At 72.1% G+C, this 25,432-nt stretch carries 20 protein-coding genes and 1 pseudogene; 8 read left to right on the top strand and 13 right to left on the bottom strand.

What is annotated here, in order from left to right; genetic code table 11:
- The first annotated feature begins 181 nt into the window (after window positions 1-181).
- A complete protein-coding gene (locus ACZ514_RS27870; protein WP_468164536.1) occupies window positions 182-907 on the top strand; it encodes a dienelactone hydrolase family protein in 726 nt (241 codons plus the stop codon).
- A 349-nt stretch (window positions 908-1,256) separates the two neighbouring features.
- On the opposite strand, the gene ACZ514_RS27865 is transcribed toward ACZ514_RS27870, so the two are convergent.
- From ACZ514_RS27865 to ACZ514_RS27855, 3 genes are all read right to left on the bottom strand, one after another.
- Window positions 1,257-1,595 carry a MerR family transcriptional regulator gene (locus ACZ514_RS27865; RefSeq protein WP_469125955.1) on the bottom strand — a complete coding sequence of 113 codons (339 nt, stop codon included), beginning with the start codon at window positions 1,593-1,595 and terminating at the stop codon, window positions 1,257-1,259.
- A gap of 901 nt (window positions 1,596-2,496) precedes the next feature.
- Window positions 2,497-3,363 carry a helix-turn-helix domain-containing protein gene (locus tag ACZ514_RS27860; RefSeq protein WP_469125954.1) on the bottom strand — a complete coding sequence of 289 codons (867 nt, stop codon included), beginning with the start codon at window positions 3,361-3,363 and terminating at the stop codon, window positions 2,497-2,499.
- Between the two features lie 510 nt (window positions 3,364-3,873).
- Window positions 3,874-4,797, bottom strand: coding sequence for a quinone oxidoreductase family protein (locus ACZ514_RS27855; RefSeq protein ID WP_469125953.1), 924 nt, complete (start codon window positions 4,795-4,797; stop codon window positions 3,874-3,876).
- Window positions 4,798-4,884: 87 nt separating this feature from the next.
- Here ACZ514_RS27855 and ACZ514_RS27850 point away from each other — a divergent pair, with 87 nt between their 5' ends.
- Window positions 4,885-5,316, top strand: a complete 432-nt coding sequence (locus ACZ514_RS27850) for a MarR family winged helix-turn-helix transcriptional regulator (RefSeq protein ID WP_469125952.1) — start codon at window positions 4,885-4,887, stop codon at window positions 5,314-5,316.
- A gap of 50 nt (window positions 5,317-5,366) precedes the next feature.
- Here ACZ514_RS27850 and ACZ514_RS27845 read toward each other — a convergent pair whose 3' ends face one another.
- Entirely contained in the window at window positions 5,367-5,771 is a 405-nt protein-coding gene (locus tag ACZ514_RS27845; RefSeq protein WP_469125951.1) for a hypothetical protein, read from the bottom strand.
- A gap of 507 nt (window positions 5,772-6,278) precedes the next feature.
- Window positions 6,279-6,482, bottom strand: coding sequence for an EF-hand domain-containing protein (locus ACZ514_RS27840; RefSeq protein ID WP_468164548.1), 204 nt, complete (start codon window positions 6,480-6,482; stop codon window positions 6,279-6,281).
- Between the two features lie 274 nt (window positions 6,483-6,756).
- Here ACZ514_RS27840 and ACZ514_RS27835 point away from each other — a divergent pair, with 274 nt between their 5' ends.
- Window positions 6,757-7,095: a PASTA domain-containing protein gene (locus ACZ514_RS27835; protein WP_468164550.1), complete on the top strand. Its 339-nt coding sequence runs from the start codon at window positions 6,757-6,759 to the stop codon at window positions 7,093-7,095.
- Window positions 7,096-7,223: 128 nt separating this feature from the next.
- Here the strand turns inward: ACZ514_RS27835 and ACZ514_RS27830 are convergent, their stop codons facing one another.
- The 4 genes from ACZ514_RS27830 to ACZ514_RS27815 form a co-directional block, all read right to left on the bottom strand.
- Window positions 7,224-7,721, bottom strand: coding sequence for a DUF1360 domain-containing protein (locus tag ACZ514_RS27830; protein ID WP_469125950.1), 498 nt, complete (start codon window positions 7,719-7,721; stop codon window positions 7,224-7,226).
- Window positions 7,722-8,141: 420 nt separating this feature from the next.
- Window positions 8,142-8,978, bottom strand: a complete 837-nt coding sequence (locus ACZ514_RS27825) for an alpha/beta fold hydrolase (RefSeq protein WP_469125949.1) — start codon at window positions 8,976-8,978, stop codon at window positions 8,142-8,144.
- Complete coding sequence (locus tag ACZ514_RS27820) at window positions 8,975-9,568, bottom strand: TetR/AcrR family transcriptional regulator (protein WP_468701116.1); 594 nt, start codon at window positions 9,566-9,568, stop codon at window positions 8,975-8,977. Before ACZ514_RS27820 ends, ACZ514_RS27825 begins: the two co-directional genes overlap by 4 nt.
- A 659-nt stretch (window positions 9,569-10,227) precedes the next feature.
- Window positions 10,228-11,094: an AraC family transcriptional regulator gene (locus ACZ514_RS27815; protein WP_469125948.1), complete on the bottom strand. Its 867-nt coding sequence runs from the start codon at window positions 11,092-11,094 to the stop codon at window positions 10,228-10,230.
- A gap of 120 nt (window positions 11,095-11,214) precedes the next feature.
- Here ACZ514_RS27815 and ACZ514_RS27810 point away from each other — a divergent pair.
- Both ACZ514_RS27810 and ACZ514_RS27805 read left to right on the top strand, forming a co-directional pair.
- Window positions 11,215-12,012: pseudogene (locus ACZ514_RS27810) on the top strand (phytanoyl-CoA dioxygenase family protein); the annotation flags it as partial.
- A gap of 963 nt (window positions 12,013-12,975) precedes the next feature.
- Window positions 12,976-13,356, top strand: coding sequence for a peptidoglycan-binding domain-containing protein (locus ACZ514_RS27805; RefSeq protein WP_468164560.1), 381 nt, complete (start codon window positions 12,976-12,978; stop codon window positions 13,354-13,356).
- A 135-nt stretch (window positions 13,357-13,491) separates the two neighbouring features.
- Here ACZ514_RS27805 and ACZ514_RS27800 read toward each other — a convergent pair whose 3' ends face one another.
- Window positions 13,492-14,178 (bottom strand): response regulator, encoded by a 687-nt coding sequence (locus ACZ514_RS27800; RefSeq protein WP_468164562.1) that lies wholly within the window; start codon window positions 14,176-14,178, stop codon window positions 13,492-13,494.
- A gap of 34 nt (window positions 14,179-14,212) precedes the next feature.
- Window positions 14,213-15,418 carry a sensor histidine kinase gene (locus ACZ514_RS27795; protein ID WP_469125947.1) on the bottom strand — a complete coding sequence of 402 codons (1,206 nt, stop codon included), beginning with the start codon at window positions 15,416-15,418 and terminating at the stop codon, window positions 14,213-14,215.
- Window positions 15,419-15,617: 199 nt separating this feature from the next.
- Here ACZ514_RS27795 and ACZ514_RS27790 point away from each other — a divergent pair, with 199 nt between their 5' ends.
- Window positions 15,618-16,118 (top strand): hypothetical protein, encoded by a 501-nt coding sequence (locus ACZ514_RS27790; protein ID WP_469125946.1) that lies wholly within the window; start codon window positions 15,618-15,620, stop codon window positions 16,116-16,118.
- Window positions 16,106-16,372 (top strand): hypothetical protein, encoded by a 267-nt coding sequence (locus ACZ514_RS27785; RefSeq protein WP_469125945.1) that lies wholly within the window; start codon window positions 16,106-16,108, stop codon window positions 16,370-16,372. The genes ACZ514_RS27790 and ACZ514_RS27785 overlap by 13 nt, the downstream gene beginning before the upstream one ends.
- Window positions 16,373-16,394: 22 nt before the next feature.
- Here ACZ514_RS27785 and ACZ514_RS27780 read toward each other — a convergent pair whose 3' ends face one another.
- On the bottom strand, window positions 16,395-17,897 hold the full coding sequence (locus tag ACZ514_RS27780) for a hypothetical protein (RefSeq protein ID WP_469125944.1): 1,503 nt from the start codon (window positions 17,895-17,897) through the stop codon (window positions 16,395-16,397).
- Window positions 17,894-23,785 carry a hypothetical protein gene (locus ACZ514_RS27775; RefSeq protein ID WP_469125943.1) on the bottom strand — a complete coding sequence of 1,964 codons (5,892 nt, stop codon included), beginning with the start codon at window positions 23,783-23,785 and terminating at the stop codon, window positions 17,894-17,896. Before ACZ514_RS27775 ends, ACZ514_RS27780 begins: the two co-directional genes overlap by 4 nt.
- A 431-nt stretch (window positions 23,786-24,216) precedes the next feature.
- Between ACZ514_RS27775 and ACZ514_RS27770 the strand changes: the two genes are divergently transcribed.
- Window positions 24,217-25,383, top strand: coding sequence for a low temperature requirement protein A (locus ACZ514_RS27770; protein WP_469125942.1), 1,167 nt, complete (start codon window positions 24,217-24,219; stop codon window positions 25,381-25,383).
- The last annotated feature ends 49 nt before the right edge of the window (window positions 25,384-25,432 follow it).

The raw sequence follows: 25,432 nt of genomic DNA, 5'->3' as shown, positions 1-25,432 counted from the left end.
CCGAGCGCCCCCTGCAGCGTGCTCCGGCCGCCTGGACCAGGCGTGACCGTTCACTCTGCCGTCCAGACGGGGCTGGTGGCAGGCCTGGTGAGCCACCGCCGGGTTTCAGGCTCAGCCGGCTGTTCCGCCCGCGGTGAACAACGGCCCGACAAGAGCTCGGTGATCACTACCGTCCGGTCTCATGACGACGGTTACCACACGGACGGTCGAGTACCCGGCCGACGGTTTGACGATGACCGGACACCTCGCGCTCCCGGCCGGTGTCGACCGCCGGCCCGCGGTGCTGCTCGGACCCGAGGGCATGGGGCTCAGCGACGTCGAGCGCCGGCGGGCCGATGCCCTCGCCGAGCTGGGATACGTAGCGCTGGCCTTCGACCTTCATGGCGGGCGCTATGTGGGTGACCCCGAGGAGATGCTCGCCCGTTGCATGCCGCTGCTCGCTGATCCCGGGCGGATGCGGGGCATCGGCCATGCGGCGCTCGACGTGCTGCGTGCCGAACCGCGGACCGACCCCGACCGGATCGCCGCCGTCGGCTACGGCACCGGGGGCGCCATCGCGCTGGAACTCGGGCGGGACGGTGTCGACCTGCGCGCGATCGGGACGGTCAACGCGACTACCACGGGCCGACCGGGCGAGGCGGCGCGCATCCGCTGCCCGGTGTGGGCCGGGGTCGGGTCGGAAGACCCGATCATGCCGCCCGCACAACGGGACGCGTTCGCCTCCGAGATGCAGGCCGCGGGCGTCGACTGGCGCATCACGGTCTACGGCGGCGCCCTGCACGCCTTCCACCACCCACCGGTCGACCACCCCACGGTCCCCGGCGTCGGCTACCACCCACAGCACGCGCAGCGAGCCTGGCGCGACGTCCTCGACCTCCTCGCCGAATGCCTGCCCGTGGCGCAGTGATCGCGCTTCTGACGGCGCGCCTACGCGTTCTGCGCGGACGACGGACAAGCCGAAACCGTGTCCATGACTTCTGCTCATGGGCCCACCCCCGCCCGCGGCACGGCAGGGTCCGGCGGCCGCTCGCCGGCCTGCGCCGGCTGATGACGCTGCCGGTGGGGACGGTGTGGGTGTGCAGGCCTGTCCGCATGCAGAGGAACACGGTCCACCCGAGCGTGGACGCGGCCCGGCACGACGCCCGCCGCCACGCCCTCGGCGTCCACCAGGACACCTCCGCGCTCGCCGACCTCGACCTGCGCCTGTTCGACGCCCACGATGTCGACGTGACGACAGCTCCTGGAGCGGTCCCCGCTCACGCCGCGGCTGTTGGATTTGCCGACTCGGCGGCGCGGCGGTATCCGGCGTTCAGGCGCTCGGCTTCTTCGAGCTGGTCTTCGAGGATGACGATGCGGCAGGCGGCCTCGATGGGAGTGCCCTGGTCGACGAGTTCGCGGGCGCGGGCTGCGATGCGCAGTTGGTAGCGGGAGTAGCGGCGGTGGCCGCCGGCGGAGCGGAGCGGGGTGATGAGGCGGGCCTCGCCGATGGCGCGGAGGAAGCCCTGGGTGGTGCCGAGCATCTCGGCGGCCCGGCCCATGGTGTAGGCGGGGTAGTCGTCGTCATCGAGACGGCCGTACGTGTCGTCTACCGCCATTGCACCTCTCTGTGGGACGCGTGGAGGGGCCCGGGTGCCGTACTGGCACCCGGGCCCCGAAGGAACTGCTACACCATCTGCCGGCCCTGATGCTGCGCCGGCCTGTTGTTTCCGCAGACCCGACCGAGACGCTGTCGGGGGTGCGGGGATCGCGGATGCGTGACCGGAGACCACCTCACTATCGATGTCCTGCGGTACCCGGGCTTGCCACTGCTCACCCGGGCGATCCTGATGGCGTTCGGCTCCTCCGTCCTTCCCTCTGGATCAATCACTTGCCACACGGGAACTGCGTACTGCCCGTACTGCCGGTGTTGCGTACTGCTGGTGGCCTCTCACAGCGCCACTTCGGCAGCCAGCCCCGTCGCCCGTCCTGCATCCGCTCTGGCTTGGAACCCCACTGCCGAACCTCCCGGTGCGCGCGCCCGCAGCCGACGCCTTCACCGAGGTACCACTGATCGATCTCGCTGCTGGTACTGCCAACCGCACTTACTACGGGTACTGCTCACGGCGGCCCCTGATCACTGCGGGCCGCCCGGTCCGGTCACCAGTCCCGTCGCCGTCCTGCAACAAACCTGGCTTCGACACTCCGTCACCGCACCGTCCTGCGCACTGCGACTGCGTGTACTGCTGCCCGGCAGTTCGTCTCTGCCGGGCCCTGCGGTCCTTCTTGGTTACGTGAGAAACCATAACCACGCTGACGCCCAATGTCTACTCCGGCCGACATAGATTTCCGCGTGTTCACCGAGCAGGTAATCTGCCTCGAACAACGACACGGGCAGGCGCCGACCGCCTCGTACGCCCGCTCGCAGCCGAGACTGCCGACGTGAAGGCATAGCGGCGCCGCGACCGGTCCGCGCGACTCCGGCCGAGACGGTGACGGCCGTCGGTCACGAGTCGTCGGTCAGCGGGATGCGCCGGTCAGCAACTCCTGGGCGGCGCGGGCGATGAAGCGGCGGCTGTTCTCCGGGTTCAGCGCCTGGGCTTGGAGGTGGTCGTACATGACGCTGTAGTGCTGCACGTCGGATCGTTTCTCCAGATAGAGGTCATTGGTGAACCGCTCCAGATAGACCGTCCCCGCCGCGCTGTCCGGGAAGCGGAGGATCGAGAACTGCCCCGAGACGCCCGGGTGGGCTCCCGCCTCGTGCGGCAGGACCTGCACGGTGATGTGCGGCTGCGTGCCGAGGTGGTTGAGGTACTCCAGCTGTTCGCGCATGACCGCGGGACCGCCGACCATGCGGCGCAGTACGGACTCGTCCAGCACGGCCCATAAGCGGAACGGCCGGGCCGGGTGGTGGGCGCGGGCCTGGCGGCGCAGCCGGATCTCATGGCGCACGGCGATCTGTTGCGCGGTGGCCAGAGGGATCGTTTCCTCGATGACGGCTCGGGCGTAGGCCGGGGTCTGCAGCAGGCCGGGGACCACCAGGGGCTCGTAGGAGTGGATCGAGGAGGCTGCCGTCTCCAGGCCGATGTAGACGGCGTACGGGACTTCGCCGCAGGCCACCCACCAGCCCTGCCGGTCCGATTCGGCGGCCATCCGCATCAACGAGTCGACGACCTGGGGGTCTGTCACTCCGTAGAGGCCGCACAGGTCCCGCACGTCACGAGGCTTGATGGCACGGCGGCCGTTCTCCAAGTGGCTGATCTTGGGCTGGGAGATCAACAGGCGTTCGGCCACCTCCGTACTGGTCAGACCACTGGCGTGCCGGAGCCGGCGCAGCTCCGCTCCCAGCCGACGTCTCCTGACGGTCGGATTTTCATTCCCCGCCACAGCGGTCTACCTCCGGCTCGGGACTGTCCACCAGCCACAAGAACAACGGGCCGGGCCGGGCGGGCTCACCGTGCGGTGATCTTCAACGGCCCCTGCCGGTGAGTGTCACCTCGTGTGAACGCCGACGCGTGCACAGCCCGAGCAGGATTCACCCAGACGCCACGACCTTTCACCTGTCCGCTGGAGGAGTCCGCTCACCTGTCCCATTCCGTGTGGAGCCGGCACCGTTGCAAGCGCCAAGGGTCGAAGTCTCGGGAGCGCAGCGGCGGGAGCAGTAGCGGCGTTCCGGGGCCGCTGCGTCCGTGCCGCGCTGGGGCGAATCGTCGCCGAGTCCGGCCTGGAGCTCCAGCAGACCCATGAGGAGTTCGAACAGCCCGGGAACGCCACCCCCTCTCCCCGCTCGGCGTCGACGCGTACGCCGGTGACCACACCCCCCAGGGGGCCACATGGCCCGGGCCGCCGGTGCCACGGCAACACCCTGGTCGGGCGGCTGGAATCCGCCTGGCCCGGCTAGGGGACAAGGACGACCTTGCCGAGGTTTCGGCGCTGCTCAATGAGCATGTGGGCCCGAGCGGCCTCAACGAGGGGAATCTCCTCGTGTACGGCGGTGCGCAGGGTGCCCACGTCATGCATGTGCCAGAGCTCGCGCAGCCAGCGGTCGTACAGTTCCGGCTTGCCGACGGCGATGGCCCGCATCTGGAAGCCGATCATCGAGGCGCCGCGGACCAGGAGTTCGTACGCCTCCACCGTGCCCCCGCCGGAACTGAAGGCCACCAGCCGGCCGCCCGTCGCCAGGGCCCGTACGGCGGGGCCGAGCAAATCACCACCGACGCCGTCGAGGATCACGTCGTACGGGGCGCCCCAGTGGGTGTCCTCGTACAGGACGACCTCGTCGGCGCCCATGCCACGCACGAAGTCGGCCTTCTCGGCACTGCTGACTGCAGCAACGACGCGCGCCGCCCCGCCGGCCTTGGCGTACTGGAGGGCGAGTGTGCCGACCGCGCTCGCGGCTGCCGTGACCAGGACCGACTCGCCCGGCTCCATGCGAGCGGCCTCGTAGGCGCCGCGTGCCACCAACCCGCTGCGGACCAGCGCGACCGCCTCCACGGCACTCGAGCCGTCCGGGATCCGGGACGTCATCGCGGTGTTCAGGAGCGCGTACTCGGCATAGGCGTGGCGGAAGCACAGCCCCGTCACGCGCTCTCCGATGGCGAAGGCGGTGACTCCCGCCCCCAGGGCGACGACCTCCCCGGCGACCTCGCCGCCGAACGAGACCGGCTCGCCGCCCTCCCGGACCTTGCGCACGGTGGGCAGTGTGACCCCGATCGCCTCGACCCGGATCAGCACCTCTCCGGCTCCGGCCACCGGTGCCTCGACCACCTCGGTGAACAGCACCTCGGGCCCACCGTTGACTTCATGGCGCACGCGCAGCACAGGACCTCCCCGATCCGCTTTCATTGGATAACCCAACGATAGGCGGAGGTCGTTGGGGAGGCCAATGAATTTGGGTAGGCTGAACTCATGACCTCAGCCCTCCAGCGCATCCAGTCCATGCCGACCTGGCTCGTCGGCCGCGTCGCGGCGCGCGGCAGGAGCCTGGTCGCCGACGCGATCGCCGCAGAGGGGTTGAAGCTCATGCACCACGCAGTGCTGGCCGCGACCGCCGAGTACGGCCCCGTGACCCAGGCCGACCTGGGCCGGCGACTGGGCGTCGACCCCAAGGACATGGTCGGGATCCTCAACCACCTCCAGCACACGGGCCTCGTCCTGCGCTCCCCGGACCCCGCCGACCGGCGCAAGAACGCCGTCACCGTCACTCCGGAGGGCACAGCCGCCCTCGCTCGCTGCGGTGCCTTGGCGGAGGCCGCCAACGCCAGACTGCTGGCGCCGCTCACCCAGGACGAGCAGAACCAGCTGACGGTCCTACTGACCCGGGTCCACGAGGCGCCGTAACGGTGAAAGCCCGCAGCGGTCGCCCGCGCGCGGTCCAGCCTGTGTGCCCGTCACACTGTGCGGGGGTTCGTGGGGGTGGCGCGATCTCCAGCACGCCCAGCCGTCTCCCCTGCTCGGCCCGGGTTACCGGTTGTCGGGACGACGGCCAGGGTGGGCGCGTGGTCAGGGCCGTGGAGTTCGACGACCCGGTGGTCGAGGCTGCCTGTGATCATCACCGCGAGCAGGGCGAGGTACTCGCGCTGCAGGTCCGGGCTGAAACCTTCCTCCCCCGGCATCGCCACCAGCGCCTGGTGGCCCTGGGCGAGAAGCCCGCAGGTGTCCTGCACCGCCCGGACAACCGCCTCCAACCGCGCCGGGGACAGCCGGGCACGCGCCATCTCCAGGTACAAGTCCAGTACGTCGGCTCCGCCGGCCTCATCACGGCCGCCGCCCGCATCGCGCTCGATCACGAACACCAGCGTTCCCGGCCCCCGGCCACCCACACCCCTCTTTGCCGTGCGGCGGAGGGCCCGGGGCGCGTGGCGGTTCCGGCCGGACAGCGGGCGGCGTGCAGGGGCCAGGCCCGGGTGCTGACCAGCAGGGTCTTCTGCAGGCCAGAGCCGACGTAGTTCCTGGTGATGGTCACCAGTCGGCCGCCGCGCCTGACTCCGAACCGAACGGCCTGGGCCTGTCGGGCCGGCTCGCGGCCCTGGAGCAATGCGCGGGCGTCCGCGCTCATCACCGCGAGGACGAGGGCACCGTCCGGGCCGTCATGGCCGCCCTGGAGGAGCGCTGGGCTTCGGGCATCGGCCCGGTACGCCGGGATCCCGGCGAGCCCGGTGTCCGGCCTCCGGCCCCGGGTCACACCGACCCCCTGCGCCCGGGACGCGACGGCCTGTCACCGCAGTGCCTGGGCAAGCCCTTCTCGCGGTACGGCCTTGCCCAGGCTGCCCGAGCCTGTCCTGGGCGCTCAGGGCCTGCCGTTACTTCAGCAGGGTGCGGAACTCTTCGAAGTCGAGGACTCCGTCGTGGTTCGCGTCGGCCGCCATGGCCTTTCTGACCTCTTCAGCCAGGTGCCCCCGGGCACCTTCGGCCTTGAACCCCTCCGCCAGTTCGACGACGTTGATCTGCCCGTCGCCGTCCGTGTCTATCTCGTCGAACAGCGCCCTGAGCTCGGCCTCGTTCATGACATATCCCTCTCGCGTTCACGGGCCCCGAAGGCCCACATGCCTCACCACCCTGCCACACCACCCATTCCGAGCAGGCGCCCTGGTCCCCGTAGAGGGCGTCACCGTCGGGGTGCCGAGTGCGGCCGCCAACGCCTGCTCGTCCGTCCGTCCGCGCGCAGCTGCTGGACCAGGTCGCGGGTCCTCGGTGCGGCGGCCGATCTCCAGCAGGATCAGGGACGCCTCCGCCGCCGACCGCCCGCACCACCAAGGCGTCGGCCGAGATGGCCACTTCATGGAGAACGACATCGCCGTCCGAGAACGGGAGGATACTGTCCGGTGGGAGGGCGATATGAGCTGGGTGGGACCCGGTACGGCGGACGAGGTGACCGTTCCTGACCTCGTCGGGTTGATCGTGACGGACGCACGGAAGGTCGCGTGGGAGGCGGGTCTGGTGATCGCGGCCGCTGATCCGGACGGACCGCCGGTGGGAGCCCTTACCTGGCCCGGCGTCTGGAGGGTCACGGCCCAGACCCCCGCCCCCGGATCCCGGATGCGCCGTATGGGCTCGTTGGTGATCGAGTTCTGCAAGGCTTCTGGGACCGATGACCCGGAACGGCCTTCCCTGGCCTGATGCAGAGTCGGCGTACGGAGCCGCATGCGGATAGGTGCAGCTGCTTCTCCGCCGTCTCGTGGACCGCGAGCAGGCGCACGAGGGCGGTGGAGGGGGGCGCGGCGCTCGACCCGGAAGAGGCTGACGTCCTACTCCTGAACCTTCTGCTGCAGGGCGCTGTAGGCCAGCTGGAGTACGTCCGCCCCGGTGAGCGCCGTGAGCGCGCCGGTGACCATCCTCACCTGGTGCGGCCAGAGCATCTGAGCACCGGTCAAGGTGGTCACCACCCAGACGGCGACGCAGAACGGACAGGTGGCGAGGGCGCCCACTGCGCCACCCACCCCGGAGTCGGTCCGGGGCTCCTCCGTGACCTCCGACGGCCCGGCCGTCTCCTTGAACCGGGTGAACGGTGCACGTAGCGGGCTCGTCACCACGCCCTTGCTCAGCAGCCGACTGAGGCGAAAGGTAGCCACCGCCGTGAGGGCCAGGTCCCCGGCACGGAGCGCGTCCGGCGCGCTACGACCGTACCGGCGCAGCACAGCCGTCCACGCGGTGGCGTACAGCCCGAAGGCCGCCATCGACCCCGCGTACCCGGGCAGTTTGGCCTCCTGGTCCCCGCCATAACCCTGAATCAGCCCGTCAGGCACCTGTGGATCCGGGACTGGTCAAGGACCTCCTCCGGAGCGCCGGACAGGCGGCCAGACGCGCCGAGAGGGTCGGCAGGGAACGTGCGATCACTGTTCACTACGTGCCTTTCGGAAGGACCTGGCTCCAGCTCAAGGGGAACTCTGCCACCGGGTGCCCCGTGGGGAACCTGGTGAATCGCTCGTGGGCGTGAGGAACCACCAATGAGGCAGTGGAGTGGCCCCGTCCGGGCAGTGAGGGCGCGAGCAACGTGGGGGCAACCGGGGCAAGGACGGTTGCGATCCGAGCCCGTTCCAGGCCGGCTGGGTGCGCTCCACCCGGCGCCGCTCGCTCCGACCGCTCTACGTCCGCGGCACCGTAGGCTCACGGCGGTGTGCTCGGCCAGGAGGGCGGTGCGGGACGTGCCGGACGGGGGCGTGGATCTACGCTCGGAGGGCCTTCCGGAGGAGTTCGCCGAACTCGGCGGGATGCGTCGTCAGGCCGGTGTGGCCGCCGGGGAAGTGCCAGAGTTCCGTGCTGAGACGCTCGGCCAGGAAAGCGGACGAACGGTAGGGCAGTTCGCCGCGTGAGTCCTCGCCGCCGACGAGTACGAGCCGGTCCGACAGTTCCTCCAGCCGTTGGATGTCCGGGGCGTACGACATGAAGCTGGGCACGATGTGCCCAACGAAGTGGGGAAGATTGGCCATCGTCCGCTCGGCCCGCGCCGCTGCCTGCGGCGGAAGCTCGATCTCGGCCTTCGGCTCGATGGTGACGCCGTCCTTCTGCAAACCCGCGGCGAACACGGCCATCGCCGGCATGAGCCCCTCTGCGTGGAACGTCGCCTGTACGCGCGCGAGGAGCGCGCGATGTTCGGGGGCGTCCGGCAGGATCTCCACTACCGGCGGCTCGTGCGCCACGAGGCGTTCGACGCGCTCGGGACGGGCGGTGAGCAGGTGCAGGGCGGTGATCGCGCCGGAGCTGGAACCGAACACACGGGCGGGCTCACCGGGCGACAGCAGTTCCAGTACCCGGAAGGCGTCGTCGGCGTGCTCGGCCACGCGTTGGCCGGCCTCGGGGTCGTCCAGCGTGCTTCGGGACATGCCGCGCGGGTCGTAGGTCGCGACGGTGTATTCGGCGGCCAGGTCCTCGGCGATGCCGTCGAAGGACGCCGCCCCGCCCGTCCCTCCAGGGATCAGCAGCAGAAGCGGGCCCTGGCCGCGCACCTCGTAGTGCAGGTTCGCGCCGTTCACGCGCAGGCTGCCGATGGTCGGGTCGGTCATGAAGAGTCTCCTTCTCGGGAGGGGGGCCAGTGCTCCAGGAGGGTGTGGAGGGCGTCGAGGGCGCGGATCCAGGACTGCTGCGGTGAGCGCTCGTGGGCGAACCCGCCCGCAGCCTCCAAGGCGACGAATCCGTGGAACGTGCTGCGCAGCAACCGGACCGCGTCGGTCAGGTCGGGTTCGGTCAGTCCGTAGCCGCGCAGCATGCCGTAGGTCAGCTCGACCGCGCGCCGTGGTCCGGGCGCCTTCGCGGCCAGCTCGGGGTCGATCTGGATCGGGATCTGCGTGGCCGTGTAGCGGCCGGGATGCGTGTGGGCGTACTCCCGCCAGGCGCCGGCAAACGCGACCAGCGCGTCCTTGCCCGCCAGCCCGGAGGTCGCCTCCGCGATACGGATGGTCTTCTCGTCCGCCGCCAGCAGCGCGATCCGTCCTCGCAGGTCCTCCAGGCCGCGGACGTGCGAGTAGAGGCTCGCGTCCTTGACGCCGAGCCGCCGCGCCACCTGCGCCATGGTCACCTGGTCGAGCCCGACCTCATCCGCCAGCTCCGCGCCCGCGAGGGTCACCCGCTCCGCCGTCAGCCCTGCCCTCGCCATGCACCCTCTCCATTCCTAGGGCCCCTAGTTTGAACCTAGAGCCCCTAGGAATGCAAGCGGGAAGAGGGTGGCTCACGCCGTTTGCCGGGGTTGCGGATGACCGCGCTCCCAGTCCCCGCTCACGGCGGACAACTGGCCCCGGGCGGCGGCCTCTTCCAGATCCAGACGCTCGATCGGTGACGCCGCGCAACCCGCCCTCAGGCTGCCGACTCCGCGACTCCGACGGCGCTCGAAGCCCCAGCCGAACCCGGGGCACCGGCAGTCCTCGTGCCACCGGCGGCCTGGCGGTGGACGCGGCGGAAGGTGACCGGCGGAACGTGACCGGCTCTTCGTCCTCGGCGGGATGTGGCGACAGGAGGTGGAGGTCACCCTGCCCCCGAGGCGGGGGAAGTCGGGCCCGTGTGCGAGACCACCGCACCGTGCTGACGATCACCGGCCCGTTCACCAGCGCCCTCATGGGCCAGATGAAGCGCTCCGTCACACCGCCCCGGTGAGGCGGCTCGCGGCGCACTCGAGCCCCGTGATGCGACCGGGTGCGCCAGTGGGCGGATGAGCGCTGTACGTGGGGCGGGGCTGAGCATGCGGCCGGCGAGCCGGGTGGCGGTCCGCCTGGTCACCGGGACCAGCACGCCGCCCCGGAGCAGGGAGGGATCGCGGCATCAATCGGCCTCCCGTTCCACCGGCAGCCACAGCTCGGCATCGGCCTCGCTGCCGTCCGCCGACATGCGCGTGCGGAGGATCTCCGGCCCCGGGCGGCTCCGGTACGGGTTCGATGGGAACCACTCGGTGAACACGTCCCGCCACAGCGTCTGGACCGCCTGCGGCGATGGCCCCGAGGCGGTGAAGACCGCCCAGGTTCCGGCCGGCACGGGCAGCGTGGCCATGCCCTCCGGCGCGAACGCCGAGGTGACGACCCCGTGGTAGTAGTCGAGGTCGGTGCCCTCCGCCCGGCTGGGATCGAGGTCGTCACAGACGGCCAGAATGCCGTGCGGCTCCTGGTCGGACAGCCCCTCCAGCAGCTCCCGTACCGCGTCGCCGGTCCCGCGGACGAAATCGATGATCGCCTGGTTCGGCCCCGAGTGCACGAGCGGCACCCGGGCCTTCGCCCCGACGACGTTGAACTTCGGCTTGCGCACGACGCGGTAACGCATGCTGCTCCTTCCGTCGACGATGAGGCGGAAGGTCATCCGGGGCTGGGAGCTGAGCGCCGCGCCGGTGCGCCGCGCCTCGCCGGGCCCGACACCGTGCACCGCGCGGAACGCCCGCGCGAACGCCTCTCCCGAGCCGTATCCGTACCGCACCGCGATCTCCAGCAGCGTCCGCTCACCGGCCAGTACCTCCGCGCCCGCGACCGTCAGCCGTCGGCGCCTGATGTACTCCGACAGCGGCATCCCCGCGAGCGCCGAGAACATCCGCCGCAGGTGGTACTCCGAGGTGGCCGCGACCCGCGCCAGCTCGCCCACGTCGACGGAGCTGTCGAGCTGCCGCTCGATGTGCTCCATGGCCTGATTGAGCCGCTCCAGCACACTCGCCTCCTAGATCCACGACCATCGATTCAATCAGCCGCGGCCCTGAACGCCGCACCCGATAAAGGCGGTGCGGCGAGTGTCGGGTGAAAGGGACGGACGGCGCCGCACGATGGGCGCATGGACGACACGACCTTGGTATCTCGCTTCCTCCGCGACGGCTTCGTCAAGCTGGAGGGCGCCGTCGCGCCCCGCGTCGCCGCGAGCTGCGCGCGGCTGCTGTGGCGGGAGACGGGCTGCGACCCGGACGACCCGAAGACGTGGACGCAGCCAGTGCACTGGGTCGGCGGGATGGCACAGGGACCGTTCGCCGCCGCACCCAACTCCCCGGCGCTGCACCACGCGTACGACCTGCTGGTAGGCGCCGGGCGCTGGGAGCCGCGCTACTCGCTCGGCACGTTCCCGCTGCGCTTTCCGCACGAGGAGGAGCCCGATGACGCGGGCTGGCACATCGAGGGCGGCTATGCGGTGGAGGGCGAGACGTGGCCCTTCACCAATCTCCGCTCACGCGGGCGGGCCCTGCTGATGCTCTTTCTGTTCAGTGAGGTGGGGGAAGAGGACGCCCCGACCCGGATCCGAGTGGGCTCCCACCTCGACGTGCCGAAGGTGTTGGAGCCGTACGGGGAGGCGGGCGCGAGCGGCCTGGCCATCGCGCCAGACCTCGTAGCGGCATCCGCCGACCGGCCGCTCGCCCTCGCCACCGGTTCCCCGGGGGACGTCTTCCTGTGCCATCCGTTCCTGGTGCACGCGGCACAGCCGCACCACGGGACGCGACCGCGCTTCATGGCCCAGCCGCCCCTGGTGCCGGCCGCGCCGTACGAACTGGAGCGGGCCGACGGCGCGTACTCGCCGGTGGAGATCGCGATCCGCCGGGGCCTGGGACAGGCCGCCTCCGGTCCCGACGGGGAGGACGCCGGACCCGCCGACGAGAATCCTCGACTCCACCGAGCGGCGCGCTCCTCCGTCAACCAGCGCCCTCCCGTGGTGGCCTGTGGCCAGGGAGCGGTTCAGCGGGAGGGCGCGGTCACGGGTGGCACGGACTGCACGGTCAGGACTCCGGGCCGGTCAGGACACGTACCGAATCGCGCCGCGTAGGCCTCGTCGGACATCACGACGAGCTGCTCCCCCGTCGTCGTCGGCGGATGGGGGGCGGCCCGCGCGTCCGCCGCGGCCGACAGAAGCACGGCAGCCGCCGCGGCGGAGCACGCAGCGGTACGAATCTGAAGGCGCACGTCGCTCTCCTCGGACATGCCCGGTCCCCCGAAGGACACGGGTTCGATCAAAGGATGGCGCGGCCCCCGCGTGCGGGGGCGTAGATGGTCCGGAAGTTCACCCGTGTTGCCCACGATGTCCGTGCGCCGTGCTGTCGCCGGCCGACGGTGCCCCGATCTGATGTCCGGTGAGGTCGGACCCGCACCATGCGAGAGCCACTCCCCCGGCCGGGCACGCGGCATCAGCCGGCGCCGCGGTCTGCGTCGTCCGCGACATCGACGGCGAGGTCCAGGTCACGCACACGGCCGTCGGCCCGGTGCACCCCGGCGTCAACGAACGGGGCGACTGCGAGTCCGCCGCACACGGCAGCGCGACCGGCGACAGCCGGACGGGGGCGTCCTCCCGCGACCGTGGCCGGTTCGTGCTGCTGCCGTGGTTGCAGGGACCGGCGTGGCGGGCTCATGCCGTGGTTGCACGGTCCGGGGGGACCGGTGTGCAAGGTGGAGGCGGGGGATCAACCCGTCGGGCGACGAGCGGACGCCGGGAGCGCACGTAGCGTTCCTGTCTGTCGCCCCCGGCGCCCGGGACGGGAGCGGCAGCTTCCTGCAAGGGAGGGACCCTCGGTGCGGTTGGGCGGGTCCCGGTCGATGGGCGTTGAAGGGGAGAACCGTGATCAACACCAGGAAGTCCGCTGTGCTGCTGTCCGGTGGTGCTCTGGCCGCCGCCGTCCTGATGGGTACGGCCGGTGTCGCCTCGGCGGCCCCGGCGGGGGCCGGGGCGCCCGTGACGGCGGCCGCGACGGCCTCCGGCTGGTACTGCGGCTGGGAGGACGGCACGCCGTACACCGACCGGGGCGATCGCGGTAACAAGGTGCGCGAGGTGCAGTGCCTCCTGAGGGACGTCTGGCGCATCGACATCGGCAGGTACGGGGTCGATGGCGACTTCGGCAAGGACACCGAGGACGCGGTGAAGGCTTTCCAGCGCAGCCGGGGGATCGCCGTCGACGGCAAGGTCGGCCCCAACACCTGGCGCAAGCTCCGGGGGCAGTGACGGCGGCCCGTCGGTCGGTGAGCTGATACGACGGGGGATCACCGATCGGTGCCGGCCCGCCCTGGCGGGCCGGCACCACCGACAGCGGGACCGGCCGGGCGTCCGGGGCGCGGCGGGCGTCCCGGCCACGGCGTGCTAGGACGAGGACCGTTGCGTCCGCTGCCCGCCGGGGGACAGCAGGCCGCTCTCGTAGGCGACGACCACGGCCTGTGCGCGGCTCTGCAGGCCGAGTTTGGACATGACGCGGTTGAGGTGGGTCTTGACGGTGGCGATGCTCACCACCAGCCGCTGGGCGATCTGCTCGTTGGTGAGGCCCTGCCCCACGAGGTGCAGCACCTCCGTTTCGCGTTCCGTGAGGTCCCCGAGACTGGCGGGCTGTGCCCGCGGAGCCTCCGGACGGTGGGCGAAGGCTTCGACGAGCCGACGGGTGACGGTGGGGGCGAACAGCATCTCGCCTTCGGCGATCAGGGCGACAGCCGCCAGGAGACGCTCGGGCGGGGTGTCCTTGAGGAGGAATCCGCTGGCCCCGGCCCGCAGGGCCGCGTACACGTACTCGTCGAGATCGAACACCGTGAGCATGACGATCTTCGGCTTGGGGTGGGGTGCCTGGTCGAGGATGTACTCAAGGGCGGTGATGCCGCTCATGCCCGGCAGCCGGATGTCCATCAGGATCACGTCCGGCCGCAGCGAGGCGGCGAGTTCGACCGCCTCTTCACCGGTCGCCGCCTGCCCCACGGCCTCTAAGCCGGGTGCCGCCGCGGCGAGCGCTGCCAGCCCGGCCCGGATGAGCACCTGGTCGTCCACGATCAGCAGCCGTGTCATCGCTGCCGTCTCCCCCCGTGTGTGCGGGGGATGGTCACGTGCCCCCGGTGGTGTCCAGCGGGGCCAGCGGGATGGTGAAGACGACCTCGAACCCTCCCTCGGCTCTCGGCCCGGCCCGCAGTGACCCGCCGTAAAGTCTCGCCCGTTCCCGCATGCCGGGCAACCCGAGCCCGCTCGACGGCAGACCGGCGGCGGGCGCGCCGCCACCCTGGCTGGTCACCTCGCAGCTCAGCAGGTCGGCGTGGTAACCGAGGCTCAGGCGGACCCGGGCGCCACGGCCGGCGTGCTTCACGCTGTTGGTCAGCGCCTCCTGGATGATGCGGTACGCGCACAGCTCCACCCCTGACGGCAGCGGGCGCTGGTGTCCCGAGACCGTCCAGGTGACGTCCAGGCCGGAGGCGCGGGCCCGCTCCACCAGATCGTCCAGTGCGTCCAGACCCGGCGCCGCACGGTACGGCGCGTCCTCCTCGGCGGTCTCGGTACCGGTGCGCAGTACGCCGAGCAGGCCGCGCATCTCCTCCAGCGCCTGCCGGCTGCTGGAGCCGATGGACGCCACCGCCTGCCGGGCCGCTTCGGGGTCGGAGGTGAACACGAATTCGGCCAGGCCCGCCTGGACGGCGAGCGCGGAGAGGTGGTGGGCGACGACGTCGTGGAGTTCGCGGGCGATGCGCAGTCTCTCCTCCGCGATGGCGTGCCGCGCACGGAGTTCCTGCTCGCGCCGCAACTGTGCGGTGAGGTCCGCGAGTTGGATGTTGCGCTGTGCCAGGCGGCGGCTGCCGGAGGCCCAGAGCCAGACGACTGCGACCCCGATGGCGGCCTGCGCCAGGGACAGTTCCACCGACAGACGGGCCCTCAGGCCGGCCGCCGCCCACGCCCCGGCGGTCACGGCCGCCGCCCACGCCGACCACCGGACCGGACTGCGCACGATCACCGTGTAGCAGGCCAGCAACGGGGCCCACATGTTCGTCGACGGCTGGAAACCGGCCGCCGTGTACGCGGCGAGCGCGCCGCACGAGACGCCGAACGCCACCCACGGCGCCCGCCCGCGCAGCGCCAGGGGAAGGTTCACGGCCAGGCTGAGGGCGATGGCGAGCGGGCCGAAGGGCGGCCAGCCCTCGCTCTGGTACTGGGCGGCGTGCGCCTGCCGTCCGTAGACGACCGTCACGATGCCCATGACACACGCGAGCAGGGTGTCGGTCACCAGCGGGTCGACGTGTATCCGGCGTCTGCCTGACTGCATCCCCGCAGCGTAGAGGCGCTCGCCCGCGACGTCGTCCACCCCAGGGTTGACCGCTCGGAGGGCGCCGGGCGGGCGCCGGGGACCGGCCGGAGGCGGCGTCCCCGGGGCGGACGAGGCGGTGTCGTCCACCAGCGAGCCGAGCTGAACGCGTTCAGGAATTTGGCTGAACATGTTCAATTCTGCGGGTACTCTTCCTTTCATGAGCGAGAGAAGCGCCCTGCAGCGGCGGATCCGAGCCTGGCTGACCCTGTTCCTCGTCTGCCTGGTGTTGAGCGGTCTCACCGCCTTCCCCCTGGTCAGCGAGCTTCGCTGGGCCAACGCGCTGGTGGACAACGAGTGGCTCCGGCGGGTTGGTGACGGACTGGAGCGGGCCGACGCCGACTACCCCTTCCTCCTCTACGGGACCGACTGGCTCGCCTTCGCCCACCTCGTCATCGCCGTCTTCTTCTACGGCGTCCACCGCGACCCGGTGCGCAACATCTGGATCGTCGAAGCCGGCATGATCGCCTGTGCCGGCATCATCCCGCTGGCCCTCGTATGTGGCCCGATCCGCGGGATCCCGTTCGGGTGGAGCGTGATCGACATGTCGTTCGGCGTCTTCGGCGTGATTCCTCTGCTGGTGCTCCACCGCATGATCAAGCGCCTCGAGGCGATGCCCGCCCAGCCGGACGCGGAGAGGACGGGTGCGTGCGCGAAGTGAAGCTTTCCGACGCGACCATCACTCCGGCGCCGCTGCGTCTGGACGATGCCGAGGCGCACCTCACGGGCGAGGACGAGCTGCCGGCCCGCCGGCTCAACGGCGGTCCGGGCACTCGCGGGGACGATCGACCTGCGGTGCGCACAAGAGGGCCTGGCTCCCGGTCAGGTGAGTTCACCCCCGTCAGGCAACCGCACGGCCACGACGCCGTCCGGTTCCACTGGTACATCCGGGACGTGCGCGGTGCACTCCCGTGACGACGGCGCGGGAGAAGCGGGTTCAGGCGCACAGTTCGGCGATCAGTCGTTCGAGGTGGGCGTCGTCGAGGCGGCAGCGGTGGGAGAGGAGGTTGCGGGAGCGCCACAGGACGCGCAGGCGGTCGGCCTCCTGACGGGTGAGGTGGAGGTCGCGTTGGCAGTGGGCGGCCCACATGTCGCCGAGCTCGATCGCGGCGAGCGACCCGGCGTCACCCTGGCCGGGCGGGTGTTCCGGGCGGCGGGGGCCGTACTGGAGCAGCAGGTCCCTGAGTTTCAGGCGGGAGCGGTGCCGGAGGACTTCGGTGAAGGCTTCCCGTGCGTCGTCGAGCAGGGGCAGCAGTACGTGGTTCTGCGCCAGCCAGATCCGCTTGTTCAGGGCCTGCTCGTCGTGTGCCTCACGGCTCGGATGGTGCCGCAGCCGTCCGTCCCACCGGTCAAGCTGCCCTTGGGCCCATTCCTGTCGCAGCGATCTGCCCGGGTAGGTCGGCGCGGATCCGCTCCAGGCGGTGCGGGGCCGCGGGATTCCGGAGGTGCCGGGGAGGTCGTGCAGGGCGGCGCGGAGCTGTGCGGGCAGGCTGTCCGGGAGGCCGTCCCATGCGGCGGCGAGGCGGGTGGCCAGCTCCAGGAAGGGACCGCAGACCTCGACGACGGTGGCCTGGGCCACGGCCTCCAGCAGTTGGTGGCGGGCGGCTGGACCTTGGAGGTCGGGGCGGGCCACAGCGACGACGGTGGCGGTGTCGAGCCGGCCGAGGGCGCCCCACCACCAGTGGACGGTCACGTCCTCGCGGGTGATCTGCTCGGGCAGTTCCGCCGGGAGGTCGGCGGGGGTGAGGAAGACCAGCATGCGGGGTCGGCCGTCGGGCGGCAGGCCCGAGGCCTTGACCGTCGAGGAGACCCTTCTGAGCAGTTCGGCCGCGGCTGCGGGGACGGGCTCGTGCCAGCCGCGGATCACCATCACGCGGGTCTCGACGGCGCCGGCCGAGGCGTCGGTCAGCTGCTGGAGCAGCCCCTCCACTCCCGTGTCGGTGGGCGGGGCGGGGGAACCGAGTACACGGGGCGGCAGTTCCTTGGCGAGCCGGTCGGCGAGGTCGTGGACGGCACCGGCGGAACCCCCCGGCGCGGCGCCCGGGGGGCGCTCCAGCGGCCCGGTGGCGGAGGCTTCGGGGAACGCGGACCGGTCCACGGCGGTGGGGTGCAGCGCGTCGAAGCCGGACAGGCCGTCGTCGAAGTAGAGGACCGGCTCGGGTTCCGGGCCGCCCCACGCCTCGGCCGGCGCCGGGCTGGGGGCGGGTACCGCGGCAGTCGCCGGGAGGGGGTCGCGGCCGGCCGGAAGGAGCACGAAGTCCGACAGTTCGTGCAGCAGTTCGGCCAGCAGTGCCTCCGCGGCGGCCCCGCGCCCGGCCACGCCCGTCTCGGGCAGCAGGCACAGTACGCACCGTCCGCGCCGGAGGTCGCGCAGCACCCGGCGCACCCACTGCCGTGTCCCGGGCAGGTCGCCCAGGGCCGGCTCACGGCTGAAGGTCACGTCTCCCTCTCCAGCGTGCGCAGGGCTGCGAACGTCACCCGGTCCAGGGAGTAGCCGGAGGAGTCGTCGTCGAGCACGCCGTGTGCGCCGAGCAGCGTCATGAGGTCCCGTACCTCGTGCAGTTCCTTCTCGGTGACGGCGGCGATGTCGGCCAGGCTGGAGCCCTCACCGGCTTCCACGTAGAGGCTCCACAGCGTGAGGGTGCCGCGCAGCTCTCCGGGCAGTCCCACGTCGTGCAGGTGCTGCGTGGCGGCTTCCTCCCTGCGGAGGTAGCCCCGCATCGACTCCAGTGCCGCCTCCAGCGTCGCTCCCTCGCGGGAGACCTGGTGGACCGTGCGCTCGACGAGGCGGGGCCAGCCGCCGGTCAGCTCGATCAGCCGGCGCCGCTTGTCCGGGGTGTCGAAGGGGCACTCCGGCCACGCGCGCAGGCTGTCGGCGTTCCACCGTTCCGGGAAGACCACCGGCACCTGCTGGGTCTGACCGAGCACCCAGGAAGCGGGGTCCGTCAGCACCACGGCCGAGCGGTTCGGCGATTGCGTGGTGTGGGCGTGCAGGGCGTCGAGGCAGTCCTGGAGCGCTCGGCTGTCGCAGCCGCGCAGGTCGGCCAGGACCAGGCTGGGTGTGGACCGGCCGTCCTGCGCCGAGGTGGCCGTCCGGACGTCCTGCGCCAAGGTGGCGGTCAGGGCTGCCGCGTCGGTCGGCCACACCTTGAGCCCGCGGGCGTCGGCGTACGAGCGGACGGCCAGCTCCACCAGTGGCGGGCTGTGCGCGGCGGTCAGGCAGACCGCTGTGACTCCCGGTCCGGTGATCTGGTGGAGCTGGTGCTCGGTCAGCGGGCTGTAGCGGGTGATGTTCCCGGGCCGGAACGTGCCGAGGTGCCGGCGGGAGAACCTCGGGTTGTAGTCGTACGGCAGGTCGAACTCGGTCTGCCGCAGTTCGAGTTGGAGATCCTCGCGGGTGCCGAGCATGTGCACCACGTTGGGGCTGCGGACCGCGTACAGGCGGGGGTCCGCCTGCTGGATGAGCAGCCCCAGCCCCACCATCTCGTCCAGGTATATCCGCACGTCGCTGGCCGTGAGGGAGCTGAAGCCCTCCGGCCAGCTCTCCTTGGCCGCGCTCAGGAGCTCGTCCGCGTCGTAGCCGCGGCGGAAGCGGTCCGCCTGGCTGCGCAGCGCGATCACCAGGGCGAGTACGCGGTAGCGGTCTTCGAGGTTGATGGTGATCCTCAGCCGTTCGGCTATGTGCCGGTGGACCAGGGCGGAACCGGCCACCGACCGGACGTCCTCCTCGGTGACCGTGACGGGCCACTGGGCGGACCCGAGCGGTTTCTCGCGCAGGGCCGCGACCAGCCGCTCGCAGAAGATCTGGACCAGGCACGCCTGGTAGTTCGTCGCGGCGAGGACCCGCCAGACCAGCTCGGGCCGTTCGAACTTGTACCCGAAGGCTGCCATCGGCTCCGCGACCAGCCGCTGTGCCTCGGCCGGCTTCAGGGTGCTGATGAGCACGTCCGGGCCGCCGTGGGTCAGGGGGACGTTCGACAGGTGGCTGAAGCGCTGTACCTGGTGCAGGCCGGCGAACACGATCTTGAAGCGGCGGGTGGTGCGGTCCATCAGTCCCTTGAGCCGTGCGACGTTGGCGAAGGTGCCTTCCCCGCCCCGCCCGTGCACCGCCTTGGAGTCGGCGGTCAGGAACGCGTCGGCCTCGTCGGCCAGGACCAGCACGCGCCGGTCCTCGTCCTTCGCCAGCCAGTTCTCGACCTGTTCGAGCAAGGCGTCGGGGGCCGGCCCGGCGTCGTCGTCCCCCGCCGGCTGCAGGACGTGGACCCTGCGCAGTTCGGATTCCAGCACCGACCAGATCCGCTCGGCGGGCTCTGCCTCACCGACGCCGCGTGCCTTGAGGTCGATGTAGACGGCCTTGCGGTCCGGGGTGCTGGGGAACGTGGTCTGCACGCGGCGCAGCAGCGCGGACTTGCCGAGCTGGCGGCCGCCGTAGAGGAACAGGGCACCCATCGGGTCGGTGACCTTGGCCATTTCCTCGTCGCGGCCGTAGAAGACCTCAGGCGGGACCAGCCCCGCCACGAACGGCGTGTAGGGGTTGTACGCCGTCCAGGGCAGCGTGACGCGCTGGGTGGCGCGGAAGGAACGCGGGGAGCGCGCGGCCACCCAGCCGAACACCGCCGGGTCCACCACCAGCGCCTGCTGGGAGGAGGACGTGCGGGCGCGGGTGGCCATGTCGCGCCGGCCGCCGAGTCCGAGCGGGTAGAGGTAGATGATCAGACAGGCGCCGCCGTCTCCGCTGTCCAGCAGTTCCAGGGGGCTCCGGCCGCGCTGCTCGTCGGAGACCACGAGGACGGTGTACGACGAGGCGGCCGACCCCAGTGCCGCCACGTATCCGGGAGCGGTCTCGGCGGAGCGGGCCCGCGCGGTGAGCCGCAGCACGCCGCGCACCGGCTGCCGTTCCTTGCGCACGGGTGTCTGCTCGCATTCCAGACCGAGGACGCGCAGGACCGACGGCAGGTGCCGCTGCCACTGCGAGCCGCGTGTCGCGGGGTGGCAGAGGGCGTCCCAGGAGTCCAGGCCGCTGCGGGATCCCTCGGTCAGGGGCTGGCCGTCGAGGTAGTGCTCCGCCCACAGGCGCGCGGAGTGGCCCTGTTGGCCCGCCTTGCGGCTGGACGGCAGTTCGAGACCCTCGGTGAACCGGGCCAGCTCCGCGCCCCAGTCCATGCCGCTGAGGTCGGGCAGCGGCTCGCCCTTGCGCAGGAGGGCCAGGCACTCCTCGGCGGTGACCGTGTCACCGGCGTCCAGCAGGGCGGTGAGCCGCTGCCACTCCTCCGCGGGCAGGTTCAGGTCGGCCAGGCTCTCGCGGAGCCGCTCGACGTACTGCTGGACGTTTGCGCGGAGCTCCGCCTCCAACGCGGCCAGCCCGGTGGCCGCCCACCCGAAGGCGCCCTCGGGGACCGGCCGCCGCAGCTCCTCCAGGCGCCCGACCAGGTCGCGTTCGCTGGGCAGGTCGAGGCTCTGCTGGGTACGCAGCTCCGCGAGGAGGGCCGCGGCCCGCCCGTGCGCCGTGCGATGCACCGCGGCCCAGCGGGCCCACTCCGACTCCCGCAGCTGCCGCCAGTCGGCCGGCACCGCGTCCAGCCCCGCCGGTACGGCGGGCACCAGGTCCTGCTCCAGCGCGGCGACGAACCAGTCGGCCAGGTGCAGATCGCCCCGGTCGCAGTAACGCCGCAGCACCCGGCGGGCGTCGACCGGCTCCAGGGCGCTGAGCAGGGCTTCCCCGAACCCCTCGTCGTGAGGCAGCGGCGAGCCCGCCGGCGTGCGGGGCAGGTCCGGCACGGCCAGCAGCGCCTCGTGACCGGGCTGGTCCTCCGCCCGGCCGTGCTCGGCGAACGGCGGCGACAGGGCCGGTACGGCCGTACCGGTGTCCGGATCACCGCCGAGCAGCCAGGTCCGCAGCCGCAGCAAGGCCGCGCCGTCGACGCCGGCCGGCGGCTCGGCGTTGCGCACCCGGTCAAGGGCGTGCCGGAGTCCGGTGGTGGTGTCCTTCTGCTCGTCGCCCAGTGGGGCGGCGAGCACGCGGGCGCGGGTCAACAGGCGGGACACCTGCTGGATGCTGCGCAGCAGGGAGCGTTTGGCAGCGGCCTCGATGGGCTCTTTGGCCTGCTTCGGCGTACGGATCGCGGCATCGGCTTCCTCGATCATGCGCTCCGCCGCACCGCGCTTGCGGAAGAGCTCCCAGATCTTGTCCAGGTCGCTCGCGGTGGCCCGGCCTTCGGCCCAGGCGCTGATGCCCTCCAGGGCCCGGCCGAGCGGCTGCTCCGGCCCGAGCAGGCGGGACCTGACCTGGGTCGCCCGCGTGTAGCCGATCCGCTGGCGCGGCAGGTCGGCCAGCAGCTCGGCGGCTTCTGCGGCCACACCCTCGGGAGTGAGGACGGGAGAGTCGTCGTCGCTCTCAGTGGTGAGCTGGATGGCGGAGAGGTCCACGCGCTGGTAGCGGCGCAGCGTGTCCGCGCCCCGTTCCAGCAGCTTCACCCACGGGTCGGGCAGGGCGGCGGAGGACAGCTCGGCCTGCAGCAGCACGTCGTTGGGCCAGCCGCCGAGGAGGCACGCGCGCAAGGAGGCCACGACGGCCAGGACCAGCGCGGTCCGGTCCCCCTGGAGCGCGGTGATGTCCGGATCGAAGCCCGAGACCACGGCAGCGGCCTCTTCCTGGTCGCCGCAGGCGAAGGCGGCCGCGGTGAAGGCGAGGATGTCCGCGCGGTGGGTGCGCTCGTCGGAGCTGACCGTGAGCCAGTACGCCTCCTGGAAGCGGCCGTCGCGGACCAGCCTGGCCACCGGGGAGTCGTCGGCGCCGTCGGCCTGCGGCTGCCACGGCAGCCATACCGGACCGGAGTCGTCGGGGCCGTCTGCCTCTGCGGCGTCGGGCCCCGCGGGCACCGAATCGGATGGGGCGCCGGTGGCCGGGGCGGCGTCGGTCGGGGCGGTGTCGGTCGGGTGGCCCGTAGGGCGATGCGGGAGGGTCGGCCGGACGGGCTCCGCCGTCTCGGCCTGGTCGGCGACGGACGGTTCCCCCTGTGGACGCATGTCCCGCGGCGCCTCCGGGTCCACCTGCAGCTCCAGGCCCGAAGGCGGCTGGGGTTCCGGCTTCGGCTGCCCGGGCTTCCCCTCCTGCTGAACGGAGGCGTCGTCGCCGTCGGCCCCCGTCGCCTCAGGAGAGACGGGTGACGGCTCCGTCGCGGCCTGTACGGCGGGTGACGGCATGGCGGCGGTGGGGGCGACCGGGCGTCCAGCGACGGCCACGGGCGGGGCGTTCTGTTCCGGTGGCGGCCCTGCCGGCCGCGGCGGCTGTGCCGGTTCGGTGTCCCCACGTGCGGGCTCGCGCTGCTCCGGTACGGCTGCTGGGCTGGGCGCGGACCCCGCCAGCGTCTCCATCCGCTGCTCCAGCAGGGTCAGCGACTCGCGCAGGGGCCCCAGGTGCGGTGCGTCGGGAGCGGCCCGCGCAAGCAGCGACTTCAGGTCGTCCCTCTGCTCCCGCAGCCGGTCCAGCTCCGCAGCCCGCAGTTCGCCGGCCAGTGCCTCCAGTTCCGCGAAGCCGGCGGAGCCGGGCCACGGCCGTCCGGCCGCGGTGAGCTGGTCGGCCACCTCGCTCCGTGCCGCCGACCAGGCGGACAGGGACGCGGCGAGCCCGACGGGAACCTCCCGCCCCGCCCTGACGGCTTCGCCGGCCGCGAGGAGCGCCTCGGTCAGCTCATCGGCCAGGCTGCGCAGCGCGTCGATGTCCTGGTCGAGCCGGTCCGGGGTAACGGCCTGTGTCACGCGGTGCTCCTCCTCGGGATGTGCCTGGGCTTCCACGCGCTCGCCAGCCTCGCCGTCGGGCTCGGCCTCTATGGCAAGGCGCCTCTGTTCGGACCCGCAGCCACCGGTCTCGATCCCGCAGCCGCACGGTGTGCCGGGACCACCGGCGACGCTCCACAGCTCGGCCCAGTGCGCACGTACGAGGTCGGCGGCCGGGTAGCCGCCCTCGACGAGGCTGAGCATGCTGATCCGCGCGAGGCCCGGTTCAAGGTCGCCGAGCATCGACGCCAGCTGGGCCCGGTCCGGCCTGGCGACGGACCCCCGAGGATATCCGTGGCAGTGCAGAAGCCGGTGAACGGCGAGATGGCGCGCGCGGTCCGCGAGTTCGGCCAGCTCACGTCCGGTGGCCCTGACCAGCCAGGCACGTGTGGCCAGGAGTTCACGCCGCCGGAGGCGGGGCGCAGGCCCTTTGGGGCCGCCTCCGACCCCGGGCACCAGGGCTGAGATGCCGGGGACCGCGACGAGGCGGCGCAGTTCCTCGTCGCCCAGACCCGCCAGCCAGGACCGCAGGCGGTCGTTCTCGCTCCCCATGGGCAGATCTTGCCAGAGGCTTGTCCGGCGGTAGGGGGATTCGGACAAAGTTGCCGGGCGGGAGGCGCCGGAACTGCCGAGCGGAGCCCGGGTCGGGCGGGGGTGCTGCCACCGGTGCCTGCTCGCCGTCCGTCGTCCGCGGTGCGCCGCCCACCACCCGCGGTCGTGCGGGTTCGAGCCAGTAGGTCCCGCGGTGCTGCCCGTTGCTGCGGCGTGTCTGTGGACCGCGCCGGTGCGTGGTTCGAGGCGGTCGTAGAAGGCGCGCAGGCTCTGCGACGGGCGGGCCGGCATGGTCGGCGGATCGCTGGGTGGCGCATCCCGCGGGGACCGCCGGGCCATTCGTATGACCCGGCGGTGTGCCGTTCCGGGATGGGCGCGCGCGTGGGGGCAGGCTCGGGGCTCGTCGTACGCGATCCCCGGACGGATGTCTGATGAGTGCCTTGGATACGGCAGTCCCGCGCGACCGGGAGAGCCGCCACGCCGCCTGGCTGGAGCTGTTCTTCGACCTCGTCTTCGTGGCCTTCGCGGCGCAGCTCTCGCACGGGTTGCACGGCGATCCGGGGCTGCTGGAGTTCGCTGTCTTCCTCGGGCTGTACTTCCCGCCGTGGTGGATGTGGAGCAACCTCATGGCCTCCGCGAACCTCTTCGAGGACGACAGCGCGCGCCGCCGGTTCCTGATGCTCTTCGCGATGCTCTGCCTGGCCGGGATGGCCGCCGCGGTGCCCGAGGCCGACAGCACCCGCGGCGCGGTGTACGCCCTCGGGTACGCCGGCACGCGGCTGGTCCTGCTCGGGCTTTGGTGGCCCGCCACCCGCTTCCCGGAGCCGCACCGGATCCCGCGCTGGCGGCCGCTGAGCTACTGCCTCGCGTCCGGGCTGCTGTGGGCGGCGTCGGCGGCTGTCCCGTCCCCCTGGCAGTACGTCGTCTGGGCCGCACTGATCGCCGCGGAGATGGCACTGCTGCTCACCGCCCGCGGCCGCGGCATTCCCGGCCGGCTGAACACCGGGCACCTCGTGGAGCGGATCGGGCTGTTCGTGATCATCGTGTTCGGCGAGTCCGTGCTGGCCCTGATCACCTCGACGGACCACACGTGGACGGCCGGGTCCGGGGTCGTGGCGGTGCTGGGGTTCGTCCTGCTGGCCGCGCTCTGGTGGTCGTACTTCGACTTCGGCTCGGCGGCGGCCGAGCAGATGCTCGGCCGGGTCGAAGCGGTGCGGGCGTACCTGATGGCCCGGGACATCGGGGGCTTCCTGCACTACTTCGTGACCGCCGGCATCCTGTGCATGGCGGCCGGACTGGCGACCGCCGTCGAGGAGTCGGGCCATGCCCACCTGGCCCGGGGCGCGGCCTGGTCCCTGGCCGGGGGCCTGGCGATGTATCACGCGGCCCACGCCGCCATCGCGCTGCGCTTCGGCCGGGGCGCGGGCGCCGTGGCGGTCTGGGCGGTGCCGGGCGTCGTCGTACCGGTGGCGGTGGCCCTCGCGCACGAGGTCCTCGCACCCTGGCTGGTGGTCCTGCTGCTCGCGGCGGAGGCCGTCACCCACCTGCTGTACGCCCGCGCCAGGGCGACCCGCCTCCGGCCTCCGGCCGCCCCGTAGGCGGCGACGGGGAGGTCCCCCTGCCTGGCACCCGCGAGCCTGACTGCGC

Source organism: Streptomyces sp. NPDC034086, from assembly GCF_055575515.1.
Note: the sequence above shows the minus strand (reverse complement) of the source record. Positions and strands in the feature narration are given on the sequence as shown.

What these genes read in the sequence shown, in the direction of transcription:
- ACZ514_RS27825 (WP_469125949.1), bottom strand. Translation starts at nt 8,978, where the DNA reads ATGACCGACCCGACCATCGGCAGCCTGCGCGTGAACGGCGCGAACCTG.
- ACZ514_RS27840 (WP_468164548.1), bottom strand. Translation starts at nt 6,482, where the DNA reads ATGAACGAGGCCGAGCTCAGGGCGCTGTTCGACGAGATAGACACGGAC.
- ACZ514_RS27820 (WP_468701116.1), bottom strand. Translation starts at nt 9,568, where the DNA reads ATGGCGAGGGCAGGGCTGACGGCGGAGCGGGTGACCCTCGCGGGCGCG.
- ACZ514_RS27865 (WP_469125955.1), bottom strand. Translation starts at nt 1,595, where the DNA reads ATGGCGGTAGACGACACGTACGGCCGTCTCGATGACGACGACTACCCC.
- ACZ514_RS27850 (WP_469125952.1), top strand. Translation starts at nt 4,885, where the DNA reads ATGACCTCAGCCCTCCAGCGCATCCAGTCCATGCCGACCTGGCTCGTC.
- ACZ514_RS27790 (WP_469125946.1), top strand. Translation starts at nt 15,618, where the DNA reads ATGAGCGAGAGAAGCGCCCTGCAGCGGCGGATCCGAGCCTGGCTGACC.
- ACZ514_RS27775 (WP_469125943.1), bottom strand. Translation starts at nt 23,785, where the DNA reads ATGGGGAGCGAGAACGACCGCCTGCGGTCCTGGCTGGCGGGTCTGGGC.
- ACZ514_RS27800 (WP_468164562.1), bottom strand. Translation starts at nt 14,178, where the DNA reads ATGACACGGCTGCTGATCGTGGACGACCAGGTGCTCATCCGGGCCGGG.
- ACZ514_RS27770 (WP_469125942.1), top strand. Translation starts at nt 24,217, where the DNA reads ATGAGTGCCTTGGATACGGCAGTCCCGCGCGACCGGGAGAGCCGCCAC.
- ACZ514_RS27870 (WP_468164536.1), top strand. Translation starts at nt 182, where the DNA reads ATGACGACGGTTACCACACGGACGGTCGAGTACCCGGCCGACGGTTTG.
- ACZ514_RS27795 (WP_469125947.1), bottom strand. Translation starts at nt 15,418, where the DNA reads ATGCAGTCAGGCAGACGCCGGATACACGTCGACCCGCTGGTGACCGAC.
- ACZ514_RS27835 (WP_468164550.1), top strand. Translation starts at nt 6,757, where the DNA reads ATGGAGAACGACATCGCCGTCCGAGAACGGGAGGATACTGTCCGGTGG.